This window comes from Chryseobacterium camelliae (assembly GCF_030818575.1).
Lineage (GTDB): Bacteria > Bacteroidota > Bacteroidia > Flavobacteriales > Weeksellaceae > Chryseobacterium > Chryseobacterium camelliae_A.
Window position 1 is genome coordinate 436,776 of record NZ_JAUTAL010000001.1, and the last position, 13,131, is coordinate 449,906.

Consider the following 13,131-nt stretch of genomic DNA (forward strand, 5'->3'; position numbering starts at 1 on the left):
TTATGAATGGTATAATGAAACAAATGAGCCGGTCACTCCAATGGAGGCCGAATTGGTTACACTGATGCTACCAAGCCCTGTAGAAGGTATGACCGGGTCGGTAACGGTATAGACAAAATTGTAGGTGGTGCCGGAAACCGTTAGGGCCACGGTGAAAGTGGTACTGCTGGTGCCGGAAACCGTGATGCTGGTGCTGGTTTGCGAAACCGGTGTCCCTACTACGGAGAATCCTGAACCATAATCATAGAACACGGAAAAGGTGAAATCTATCCCGCTGCCTATTGCAGCCCTCCCGGTAAAATCGAATTTGGTTCCTTTAGCACCTACCTTGATGTTATTCCAATTGTTGACCGATGTAGATTTGACATAGATGCCTGTGGAGTACATCGTATCCAGTGGTGTGCTCCGGTGCAAGTTGCCATCTGTATCTGCCGTGATGACGTAAGCAATATTAGGTGCAGAGATGGTGTTGAGGGTTCTAACCCGCATATCCCCGTTGACATCCAGGATTTTGGTGGGGTTGCTTGTATTAATACCGACTTGGCTATACGCAAAGCCTGAAATAAGCAGGCTGGCTGCCAGGATTCTTTTTTTTGTGTTTAGTAATGGTTTCATCATTTATTGAATTGATTATATTATTAAAGTGTTGATACTGTAGTTGGCATCCGACCTGCGAATCAAATCTTTGATCCAAAATATCTGTAAAAGAGGTGAAAGGAGATTGAGATATACATACTTTTTAGACGGATATCAATGATATATAACACGAACATCTAAAGGGACTTTTAGATATACATTTAAAGAGGTATTAAATGGATATCCTTAAAGGACTGTTTTAAAACCAGTAGAACTTTGTCAGAAGATGCGTTTTTTTCGTATCTCATAACATATAACTCATACCACTTTCTAACATTGGCAAGCGTGCATAAAGAAAGGTTATCTATTCTTCTTCATTCCTTCCACCTCTGCCTGCAGATTCTTAATAAGAACTTTTAGGTAGGATAGCTCTTTATTATCTTTTTTCAGTTGTTCTATCTCTGCCTGCTGTTCTTTTACAGCATTAATAAGTGTATAAGTAAGTTCAGAACCGTTATATTCCCTCAGATCTTCGAAATCTTTATATTTTGTTTTCGTAACAGTAGATGGCAACACTTTTTCAATTTCCTGTGCAATAACTCCAACATATGTTTTTCCGTCTGCCTTGAATGGTGATTTGCCGTTATATTCAAAAGTCACAGGACGGATGGCTAAAATTTCTTTCAGCCCTTTTTGATAGTCGCGGATGTCTTTTTTTACCCTCGCATCAGAAAAGGTACCCCAAGATCCGCCACCTGGTTTGTCTGCTGTACCATTAACGGAAAGCTTCGACGTCGGGGCCGTAGTTCCTATTCCTACATCACCGTTATTTTTAACGATCAATTTCTTGTCGGCAGCTCCCCCGCTGGATGTCGCTACAAAAAAATCAGCAGCACCCTGTCCTGAGGATCCACTGATGTATTGCGCTCCCACAGATATAGGCCAAGCCCCCTGGCCGTTGTTTGGGTTAAATCCAATAAAGGCTGCCTGCCCTGTTGCAGCTGTACCCGTTGCACCTCCAATCTGCAGGCCCGGCTGCGATATGCTGCTTGATAGCGGATGAACTATAGACAAAGGATAACCTGAAGTGTTGGTTGTAGTAATATTGACATTGCTGTTCCCCGAGAAAGTCACGGAATTATTACCTTGAGCTATGGTGGTATTTTCGGTTAGTGTACCGCCAAGCTTTACATTATTGGATGCCATTGTAAGACCGTTACTTGCCGTATAAGGCGTGGCACTGGGAATGGTTTGCCAGGTTGCAAGCCCATTGGCATCACTCGTAAGTACTTTGCCGGAACCTTGTGTTCCATCCACAATTTTGATCGCTCCGTTGGTGTTCCCATTATTCACTTCCAGTTTGGCTCCTGGATTATAATTTCCTATACCAACTCTTCCATTGGATACAACAGACATAATAGTAGTCACTGAAGCCGAGGCATCATTGGAAACCGACTGGTAATTCAGAAAACCATTAGTCCCGTCGGTGGTCATATTCACTTTCATCACTCGCTGGCCTGTAGGATTACCCAATGCCTCAAAATAAAGACCTGGCCCCGACAAACCATTGCTGGATGAAGGTCCTGTAAGCAATATTCCAGGTGTGTTGTATGATGCAGTAATAGCTGATGTGGAACCATTTTCTACAATGTGTAATCTTCCGGCAGGAGTAGTGGTTCCAATTCCGACTCTGCCATTATTTGAGCTTGTAAGATACATTAGCTCATTAAGAACAGGATTTCCTACACTGAAGGAGAGATATCTGGTTCCATTAAGAGTTCCGGTGCTCTCATCACCAAAATTGATTCTGGCAATTTGACTTCCCCCTGAATCGGTATTGGTTCTCATATTTATCCCAAAATTTTCAACTCTATTGCCGTAAGAGTAGGAGGGCTGACCAATGTTTATATCAAGTGCATTTTTAGACGCTGCTGAAGTTATAGCGGCGTTGATGTATTGGTTACCCTGTACATCCAGTTTGGCTGAAGGGGTAGCGGTACCTATTGCCACTCTGTTGTTCACAGCATCCACATTAAATGTAGTGCCATCTACTGTAAAATGACTGGTGCCGGTTGTAGCTGCGGAGGTAAAATTGGTAGTATAGGTATCCTGTGCGATGGTGGTATTTTCAATCAGCGTGCCACCTAACTTCGTGTTATTACCAGTCATCGTAAGTCCATTGTTGGCGGTATAGGGACTGCCACCATCACCTACCGCCATTTTGATCCATCTGCCTGCACCCGATGCTGCGGCGGCATCAAAATAATAATAGCCCACGCTGGTTATGTTTTCACGCTGTGTTCCAGATGCTGCATCACCTCCCGATATATCGGTGATATAGATTAGGGCGCCGTTCTGGTTAGTTCCGTAGTTTGCCGTATTGGCTGTGAGTTCTGCTCGCGTCAGGCGTGGTGCCTGCATCCCGATGGTTTGGGTATTATCGGTAATATTACCTGAAGCATCGCGCTTAGCTCTCACATCAAAAGTGGTAGAGGGTGTCTGATTGTTTACGCCCACCTGGCTGTAAACAAGGCCCGATAAAATAATACCGGCCGTTAGTAAAATTTTTTTCATTTGAAAGTTTTATAAAATTTGCTTTATTAAATAATTAAAACTCGGTTATATGCAAAGCAGTTATAGACGAGTTGGTCTTTTTAAGACTTTTATTATTCACTGAAATTTCTGATTTTTGGGTACCGCAAACCTTATCCTTTTTTAAGAATAATAAATTTATCTGCACACTCTTGGAAAACACCTCATATAGAGTTTCCTTTTTAGAAGTCAGGATTTGAAATTAGCTATTGTAATTTTGTGGTTAGAAATATCTATGTCTCCTTTTAATTCTTGTAAATGATCATAAAATTCTTTTTTTCATCATGTGCGTCTTTTGTGTTTTACATTTAATAAATCATCATGTTTACATTTAATTTTAATGGTTTTATACGTGGTTACTGTTTTTGTAATAAGAAGAAATACTAAATCAAAAATGTTACTTTTTTATCTTAATTTTAAAGGTAGTCCAATCAAGACTACTTTTATAATTAATTGATTTACAGTTCAATAAATTACATAGTGCTTTTGTGTGACATTTATGTTAAAACAATAACAAACCAGATAGAATCGGTAAAAATAATCAGTTATGCATGATTTATTAATGTGTTGAAAAACAATATTTTAATTAATTTGGTAAATCGGAAATTATATCTATATTTGTGCATAAGAGTAGTCTTGATTGGACTACTTTTTCGCCTTATATTTACTGATAATCATAAATTTACTCTAAATGAACTTCAAATTTTCCCTATCTGAAACAGGAACAAGTAGTCATATTTTTTTATCTATCAGTGATTATCGTTTTAAAGAAATACATATTCTCACTCCATTAAAAATTTCGCCAGATCAATGGGACGAAGAGAAGCAGCGTCCTCAAAATATATATCTGAAAAATTCTAAGATTATTAACAGGATTATTGATTCAATAAAGGTTAATTTTACAAATTATATTGAAACATTTATATCTCAGAAGAAGAAAATTACCGCAAAACGGCTAGAAACTTTGATGCAGAATGAAATATTGCTTAAAAATAGTGCGCAATTAGATGGGACATTATTATACTTCGCAAGTCTTTATATCGAGTCCCGTAAAGAGATAGTATGTCACTCAACCTTCAAACGTTACAATGTATTTTTCAGGCTTCTGGAAAGATTTGAAGGATTTACTAAAAATAGGATTTATGTGAAGGATCTTAATTCTAACTTTATTAAAGATTTCAATATTTTCGGAAATGAAGAAATGTATAGTAAGAGCACAATATACCGTACTTTAAACTTTATCAAAACTATTCTGAATTTTGCAGAAAAGAAAGGAATTTCGACAAGCATTAGGGAGTTTGAATATAAAAGAGATAAAGCGGAGACAGAGATCATTACCTTAAATGACGATGAACTCCTATTGATTGAGAAAACTGAAGTTCCCACAGCATTACAGGATGCAAAAGATTGGCTGCTAATTAGTTGTTATACAGGACAGCGTATTTCGGATTTTATGTGCTTTTCAGCAGACAAACTGCTTGAAATTGAAAATAGGTTATGCATTAATTTTGTCCAGAAAAAAACAGGTAAAACCATTTTGCTGCCTCTGCATCCTGCCGTAATAGACATCATCAGAAAAAGTAAAAACGACTTTCCTACATTAATTAATAAGGAATTATATAACCGGAATATCAAAGAAATTGGTAAGATTTGTAAAATCAATAATAATATCAAAGCTAAAAAGAGAATTGGACATAGGGTGAAAGAGCTTATTGTAGAAAAATGGGAAGTTTTATCCAGCCACATAGGGAGAAGAAGTTTTTCTACAAATTTTTATGGGAAAATTCCAACACCGCTTCTAATAGGCGCTACAGGTCACAGTTCGGAACAAATGTTTTTAAAGTACATCAATCGTTTTGACAAAGATAAGATAGTAAGCTTAAGTAATCATTTTAACCATATTCACAGCCAATATCCTGCCCATATTCAATTGCCACATTCTTAGGGATGACATGCCTTTGTTTTACAAAGGAAAGGCTGCCGGTGGCGACCACCCGGTCCTCAGGGGATTCTTATCTTGATAGTCAGAGAGTTTAAGAATGAGAGAGTTTGAGTGAGGATAAAACCATAATATTCACAAAAGTTCTGCGATAAGCCGGTGGCTGAGGCTCTCAGCCATACTTTATAATCATGAAGAGTACAGCTTTGAAAGCAGAAGGGCAGACAAGGTTCTGTATTGATCTACAAATAATTTTAGAAAGCAATTCACAACGTCAATCAGATGCAATTTGTTTTATGAATCTAAATTAGTAATGAATTTGACTTGTCATTTTGATTTATTTCGTACATTAATGATGTCTAAAACAAATATATCCCATTACTCTCATCCGTCTGATTATTATAGCTACATTGCAATACCTTAGAAACAAAATATTGATGATATGACAGAAATTAAAATTGAAAACAAAGACCCATTGTGCGCTGGATTTTAGGGCTGCCCGCTACACCAGCTTTGATTGGTTGTTCAATAATATTAAACTGAACATAGAATGAAAAAATCTGGAATTATAATCTCGAACTTGTAAGATCCTTTCTTTTTTTCCATACCATGAATTTTAAATGATCATTAGTCATTTAATCATTTTTATGGAAATCTTACATATGCCTGATATAATGGGCCAGAGTACTAAATATGATCCTGAAATCAAGGATTTGTTAACACTTTATTTCCATCCAACAGATCAATACACCATTGTAAACCTAATATTATGTCAAACGATATTTATACGATTAAGAAATTACTCAATACAAAAAATGGAACTTTCACCTATTATAGCCTTGCTGAAATGCAATTACAGGGGTTTGATATTGAAAGACTTCCATTTTCTATCCGCATACTCTTAGAAAATGTTTTGCGGAACTTTGATGATTTTGCTGTTACCAGAGAAAATATTGAAACCCTATTGAACTGGCAGCCCAAGTCTACCGGCAAAGATATTCCTTTTAAGCCTGCACGCGTCTTAATGCAGGATTTTACTGGGGTACCAGCTGTTGTAGATATTGCGTCTCTGCGCGCTGAAGTAACCCGTAAGGGCAAAAATCCGGATACCATCAATCCACTCATTCCTGTGGATTTAGTCATAGACCATTCGGTTCAGGTAGATTATTTTGGGACGGAGTATGCCTATGATCGTAATATGGAGATGGAGTATAAGCGTAATCGTGAACGGTACCAATTTTTAAAATGGGCACAAAAATCGTTTAGTAATTTCAATGTTGTTCCTCCGGGTATGGGGATTTGTCACCAGGTGAATCTGGAATATCTTTCTAAAGGTGTTTTGGAGCGTAATGGTGAAATCTTTCCTGATACACTTGTCGGTACAGATAGCCATACACCGATGGTAAATGGTATTGGAGTTATTGGTTGGGGAGTAGGGGGTATAGAGGCAGAAGCTGCAATTTTAGGACAGCCCGTCTACTTTATTATGCCCGAAGTTATAGGCCTTAAACTAACAGGTAGAATTCCTTTAGGTTCTACCGCCACAGATATGGTTTTAACCATTGCCGAAGTACTGAGAAAATACGGTGTCGTGGGTAAGTTTGTAGAAGTTTTCGGAAGTGGATTGGATTATCTTACGGTGCCGGACAGGGCCACAATTGGAAATATGTCGCCTGAATTTGGCTGTACCGTTACTTACTTTCCTATCGATGATAAAACACTTGAGTACATGCGCGCAACCAACAGGCCAGAGGAACAGGTAAAGCTTGTAGAAGACTATTGTAAAGCCAATATGCTGTGGCGTACGAATAATGAAAATATTACATATACAGATATCATAGAGTTGGATCTTTCAACTATAGAACCTACCGTATCCGGTCCCAAAAGGCCTCAGGATAAGATATTACTCAAAGATTTTAAGCCCAAATTTATAGACCTTCTGCACAGCTCATTTGGTCGTACTTATGTCAAGCCGCAGGAACAGCTTACCCGTTGGTATTCGGAAGGAGGAAGTGCGCTTCCGATAGATCACAAAACGGACATGCAGCCTGACACAAAAATCGAGGGAAAAATGGAAGATGGAATGAAAACTGTTGCCATCACCCAGGGGCATGAACAATTTATACTTTCAGACGGTTCAGTAGTAATTGCAGCAATTACATCATGTACCAATACTTCTAATCCATATGTTATGATAGGAGCAGGGCTTGTGGCCCGGAAAGCCCGTGAACATGGTCTGGACGTCATGCCCTGGGTTAAGACTTCATTGGCGCCCGGATCCAAAGTTGTAACCGATTATCTTATTAAAGCTGATCTCTTGGATGACTTCGAGGCTATGAAGTTTCATATTGTAGGATATGGCTGCACTACCTGCATCGGAAATTCCGGCCCATTGCCTCCATCCATCGCAAAGGCGATAGAAGAAAACGAAATTGTTGCAGCGTCAGTATTATCAGGCAATCGTAATTTTGAAGCGAGGATTCATCCGCAGATCAAGATGAACTTCTTAATGTCGCCGATGCTTGTTGTAGCCTATGCTATCGCCGGCCGTGTAGATATTGATCTGATTAATGAGCCTATCAGTTACGATCCTAATCAGCAGCCTGTATATTTAAAGGATATTTGGCCAAGTGACGATGAGATCAGGTCCATCATGCAGGGTGTACTTTCTCCTACCCATTATGCCCAGAGCTATGATACCATTTTTGATGGCAATGAAATTTGGCAAGAGCTGAAAATACCTGCCGAAAAAAATTATGTCTGGGATGAGAAATCAACATATATCAAAGAAGCACCTTTCTTCAAGGATCTTCCCGAAGAACCACAGCCTTTAAAAAATATTGATCATGCATATGTCCTTTTAGATCTTGGTGACAGTATTACTACGGATCATATTTCACCTGCAGGTTCTTACGGAGAGAATTCGGCAGCAGGCCTCTACCTCCGGAACCGCGGTGTGGAAAAAGCTGATTTCAACTCTTATGGCTCACGTCGCGGGCATGATGAAGTTATGGTTCGTGGTACATTTGCGAATGTACGGATCAAAAATAAACTTGCTGATAAAGAAGGCGGGTATACTAAATTTTTACCTACCGGTGAAGAAATGAGTGTTTTCGATGCCTCCGTAAAGTATAAAGAAGCTAAAATACCGCTGATCGTACTGGCTGGTAAAGAATATGGCAGCGGCTCATCACGGGATTGGGCTGCCAAGGGAACTTTTTTACTTGGAATTAAAGCCGTACTGGCCGAGAGCTATGAAAGAATACACCGCAGTAATTTAGTAGGCATGGGCGTTTTGCCTATGCAGTATTTGGAGGGACAAAATGCGCAGAGCCTTGGCCTTAGCGGTAAGGAACAGTTCACCATTAACGGTTTATCAGATGATATAAAGCCTCTTCAAGAACTTGAGATTATTGCTACAGACTCTGACGGTCATATGAAGAAGTTCCGTGTGATTGCAAGGCTGGACTCTCAGATAGAGATAGAGTATTACAAAAACGAAGGTATTTTACAGTACGTCCTGAGACGATTTCTAAAGAAATCTTAATGTTCACTTTTTAAATGTGTGAGAAAATGAAAACTATAAACCAAAGTTCGACGGAGTCAAAAGTCACAAAGTTTTTGACACTTAAGAATTTTAAGAAGCCAGCTCTGAAAACAGAAGAGCACATAAGTTTTAAAAATCTACGATTTTTACATGCGTGAAAAAATCTGCATAATCTGCTCATCTGCGAGAGCATAAAAACCACAACAGTTATAAAAGCTTTTGACACATAAGAATCTTAAGAAGCCAGCTTTGAAAACAGAAGAACACAGAAGTTTTTAAAAACCTACGGTTTTTACGTGCACGTAAAATCTTTGCAGCTTGCAAAAATACCAGCTGCAAAATTCCCCTCCCTCGGAGGGGTGGCTAAAATTCAGAGAATTTTTGACGGGGTGGTTTTAATAAGGATTAAAGTTGTGTGATCCACTTAGGAAAAATAATCTGCTAATCCACGAGAGATTAAAAAAAACACAACAGTCACAAAGTTTTTGACACTTAAGAATTTTAAGAAGCCAGCTTTGAAAACAGAAGAGCACATAAGTTTTTAAAAATCTACGATTTTTACATGCGTGAAAAAATCTGCGTGATCTGTGCATCTGCGAGAGAATAAAAACCACAACAGTCACAAAAGCTTTTGACACATAAGAATCTTAAGAAGCCAGCTTTGAAAACAGAAGTGCACATAAGTTTTTAAAAATCTACGGTTTTTAAATGCGTGAAAAAATCTGCATGATCTGTGCATCTGCGAGAGATTAAAAAACTACAAAGTCACAAAGTTTTTGACACTTAAAAATTTTAAGAAGCCAGCTTTGAAAACAGAAGAACACATAAGTTTTAAAAAATCTACGATTTTTACATGCACGTAAAATCTTTGCAGCTTGCGGATATACCAGCTGCAAAATTCCCCTCTCTCGGAGGGGTGGCGAAAATTCAGAGAATTTTTGACGGGGTGGTTTTAATAAGGATTAAAGTGGTGTGATCCACTTAGGAAAAATAATCAGCTAATCCACGAGAGATTAAAAAACTACAAAGTCACAAAGTTTTTGACACTTAAGAATCTTAAGAAGCCAGCTTTGAAAACAGAAGTGCACATAAGTTTTTAAAAATCTACGGTTTTTAAATGCGTGAAAAAATCTGCATGATCTGCGTATCTGCGAGAGAATAAAAAACCACAACAGTTATAAAAGCTTTTGACACATAAGGATCATGAAAAGGTAACTTTGAAAATAGAAGTGCACATAAGTTTTTAAAAATTTAAGATTTTTAAAATACAGCGAAAAATCTGTGAGAGATTTGTACGATAAAAATTCTGTATTTGTATTTCAATCTGAACGAGTATGAGATTTACGTCAGAATCGAAACCTGCACTTCTTTTACAGAAACGTGGAAAAATCAAAGACGAAAGCCAAATGATTTTCCCACATTTCGAAAAATAATTATAGCAAAAAGAGTGAGGTGATATTAGAGTACAATACTCTTAATTTTATTATCCGAGATACAACTTATCCCGGGAATGGAATTTACCTATGCTTTAATCGCAAACCTTATTTATGAGTCTGTAAAATCAAAGAAAAGTGTGTCCATTAAAGCAATATGTAACAAAAGCATACGGTTAATTGGCCTTGATGGCGAAAATGTAGTTTTCTCCATTGGCATTTAATGATGTGGAGGATGTATTTCCATACGATCTAGAGGCATTATCCCATACATACAATCTTACACTTGAAGCCGATACGCTCACTCTCACGATTCCTGATGAAAACATTCCAAAAGTTACTGCACCAGCGCTTCCGTTGGATATCTGGGTAAGTACAAACCGGTTTCCGCTGATAAAGGAAAAGTTATTCTCTTCCAGTGCGGTTGTGGAACTAGAAAGGGTAAGCCTGGATGCATAATTTGTATTGGCCGCATTGGCCCCATTCACCAGCAATCCTATAAATACAAACCAATTCCCTTGCGGAACATCAATATAAGCATTCATGTATTTATCAGCGGTTGTCCCATAAGGGGTATTTGAATTCGGGGTAACGCCGGTTACATTGGTAATTGTAGTGCTTTTCCAGGTTCCCAAGCCATTTGCATCTGATGTCAGTACTTTTCCATCCCCCTGCGTTCCGTCAACGATTTTTATGGCTCCGTTTACTGTACCATTGTTGATTTCAAGTTTGGAAGACGGAGATACTGTCCCAATGCCTACATTTCCAGCAGAAGTTACAATGACATCATTAGCCTGTTGGGCAGCCGTAGGTGTTCCGGTTGATGCATTATCCTTACCCGCATCTATGTGAAATGTATTCTGAGGATTTGAGGTGTTAATACCTACCTGTGAAAATAACGATACCGGAATAACTGCGTAAAGAAGTAAAAGTTTTAATCTCATGTTGTCTATTTTAAAATTAATAATTATTTAAATGTAAAGCATTTTACTCCTCAAAATTCGTCAGATATAATGTAGAATAAGAAATGTTTTTTTAGTATATATGTTTTTGCGCGTTAACTTTTTAGGGGGTATTTATTGGTAATAGATCCTCCATAAAGTATAATATTTCCGCAAAGATACATATTATATCATTATCCATAACACACGGTTTGTAGATATAAATCTACAAATTTATCAAATAAAGATAAAACAATATTAAATATTGTTAATATAAAGGTTAGTTTGTGTGGAATTTGAGAATTAGGTAATTTTTGCATTTTATGATTGAATTGTCAAGGCATTTTTTACGGCTGTCATAAAAAGAGTTATTATGTACTTTTGGCATAGGTCAGGATTTCAAAATGAGTATGAGAGTCGTGGATTGACGGTCTTGATTTATGATGGAGGGTTGGAGTGTCGGAGGGTTTGAGAGTGGGAGCGTATTTTGAGTAAGATTAAAACCACAGCAGTCACAAAGTTTTTGACACTTAAGAATCTTAAGAAGCCAGCTTTGAAAACAGAAGAACACAGAAGTTTTTAAAAACCAACGGTTTTTACGTGCACGTAAAATCTTTGCAGTTTGCAAAAATACCAGCTGCAAAATTCCCCTCCCTCGGATGGGTGGCGAAAATTCAGAGAATTTTTGACGGGGTGGTTTTTAATAACGATTAAAATGGTGTGATCCACTTGGGAAAAATAATCTGCTTAATCTGCTAATCCACGAGAGATTAAAAAAACCACAACAGTCACAAAAGCTTCTGATACATAGGAATTATAAAGAAAATAGCTTTGAAAACAGAAGAACACAGAAGTTTTTAAAAACCTACGGTTTTTACGTGCACGTAAAATCTTTGCAGCTTGCAAAAATACCAGCTGCAAAATTCCCCTCCCTCGGAGGGGTGGCGAAAATTCAGAGAATTTTTGACGGGGTGGTTTTTAATAAGGATTAAAGTGGTGTGATCCACTTAGGAAAAATAATCTGCTAATCCACGAGAGATTAAAAAAAACACAACAGTCACAAAGTTTTTGACACTTAAGAATTTTAAGAAGCCAGCTTTGAAAACAGAAGAGCACAGAAGTTTTTAAAAACCTACGGTTTTTATGTGTACTTAAAATCTTTGGAGGTAGGTAAAAGCTGTGGGAAAATCTAACATTTACAGCTTAATGGTAATGGTGAGACCGCAAATTTTAACAGAGAAACATCGTGTTTTAGCCGATAAAAAAGTAATATTGTACAAAAACACCAAATGAAAATATTTGATTCACATTTCCACATTATCAATCCCGACTTTCCATTGGTGGAAAATAATGGCTATCTGCCTCCGGCTTTCAAGGTAGAGGATTATGAAGCATTCAGAAAAGAAAACCATATCATAGGCGGTACCGTAGTTTCCGGTTCTTTCCAGGCTTTTGATCAGGAATACCTCAAGGATGCTCTGGAACGGTTAGGCAATAATTTTTTCGGTGTAGCGAATATACCGGTCAACATCAGTGACGAGGAATTGGAAACTCTGGATAAAGCCCGTGTTGTTGCAGTACGGTTCAACATTAAACGTGGAGGCTCCGAAAAGCCGGAACATATTGAAAAACTGTCCAATTATCTGTACGAAAAGCTGAACTGGCACACAGAATTGTACGTCGACAGCAAAGATTTAAAAGACCTGAAAACGGTACTGGGCAATATTCCGAAATTTTCTATTGACCATTTAGGTCTTTCCCGGGAAGGATTAGAAGATCTGTATCATTGGGTTGAAAAAGGCATTAAAATTAAAGCGACAGGGTTCGGAAGGATAGATTTTGATCCGATACCGGTAATGAAACAAATCTACAGCATCAATCCCGATGCGCTGATGTTTGGGACCGACCTGCCTTCTACCCGAGCAAAAATACCTTTTAACGAAAAAGATATTCAGATCATCAGGGATCATTTTTCCACCGGGGAACAGGAAAAAATCTTCTTTACCAATGCAGCGGAGTGGTACGGAATGAACAAATTAGATTCGTAACGACTGACAATACTTTCAAAGGTATCTATCAACAAACACAGATACTTTTGTGATT

Annotated in this window: 6 protein-coding genes; 3 read left to right on the top strand and 3 right to left on the bottom strand. The window is 38.0% G+C overall.

Going from position 1 to position 13,131, the window contains the following annotated elements:
- A complete protein-coding gene (locus tag QE404_RS02010; RefSeq protein WP_307445859.1) occupies positions 1–618 on the bottom strand; it encodes a hypothetical protein in 618 nt (205 codons plus the stop codon).
- A gap of 318 nt (positions 619–936) precedes the next feature.
- Entirely contained in the window at positions 937–3,150 is a 2,214-nt protein-coding gene (locus QE404_RS02015) for a tail fiber domain-containing protein (RefSeq protein WP_307445861.1), read from the bottom strand.
- A 709-nt stretch (positions 3,151–3,859) separates the two neighbouring features.
- On the opposite strand from QE404_RS02015, the gene QE404_RS02020 reads away from it, so the two are divergent.
- Both QE404_RS02020 and acnA read left to right on the top strand, forming a co-directional pair.
- A complete protein-coding gene (locus QE404_RS02020) occupies positions 3,860–5,113 on the top strand; it encodes a phage integrase SAM-like domain-containing protein (RefSeq protein WP_307445862.1) in 1,254 nt (417 codons plus the stop codon).
- A gap of 763 nt (positions 5,114–5,876) precedes the next feature.
- The gene (gene acnA, locus QE404_RS02025; RefSeq protein WP_307445864.1) at positions 5,877–8,654 is read left to right on the top strand and encodes an aconitate hydratase AcnA; all 2,778 of its coding nucleotides are present in this window, start codon (positions 5,877–5,879) and stop codon (positions 8,652–8,654) included.
- 1,609 nt (positions 8,655–10,263) lie between these two features.
- On the opposite strand, the gene QE404_RS02030 is transcribed toward acnA, so the two are convergent.
- Positions 10,264–11,031, bottom strand: coding sequence for a hypothetical protein (locus QE404_RS02030; protein WP_307445866.1), 768 nt, complete (start codon positions 11,029–11,031; stop codon positions 10,264–10,266).
- A 1,286-nt stretch (positions 11,032–12,317) separates the two neighbouring features.
- On the opposite strand from QE404_RS02030, the gene QE404_RS02035 reads away from it, so the two are divergent.
- Positions 12,318–13,076 (top strand): amidohydrolase family protein, encoded by a 759-nt coding sequence (locus QE404_RS02035; RefSeq protein WP_307445868.1) that lies wholly within the window; start codon positions 12,318–12,320, stop codon positions 13,074–13,076.
- The last annotated feature ends 55 nt before the right edge of the window (positions 13,077–13,131 follow it).

Bases quoted from the DNA above. Each gene is read 5' to 3' on its own strand.
- QE404_RS02010 (WP_307445859.1), bottom strand. From the start codon at position 618: ATGATGAAACCATTACTAAACACAAAAAAAAGAATCCTGGCAGCCAGC.
- QE404_RS02015 (WP_307445861.1), bottom strand. From the start codon at position 3,150: ATGAAAAAAATTTTACTAACGGCCGGTATTATTTTATCGGGCCTTGTT.
- QE404_RS02020 (WP_307445862.1), top strand. From the start codon at position 3,860: ATGAACTTCAAATTTTCCCTATCTGAAACAGGAACAAGTAGTCATATT.
- acnA (WP_307445864.1), top strand. From the start codon at position 5,877: ATGTCAAACGATATTTATACGATTAAGAAATTACTCAATACAAAAAAT.
- QE404_RS02030 (WP_307445866.1), bottom strand. From the start codon at position 11,031: ATGAGATTAAAACTTTTACTTCTTTACGCAGTTATTCCGGTATCGTTA.
- QE404_RS02035 (WP_307445868.1), top strand. From the start codon at position 12,318: ATGAAAATATTTGATTCACATTTCCACATTATCAATCCCGACTTTCCA.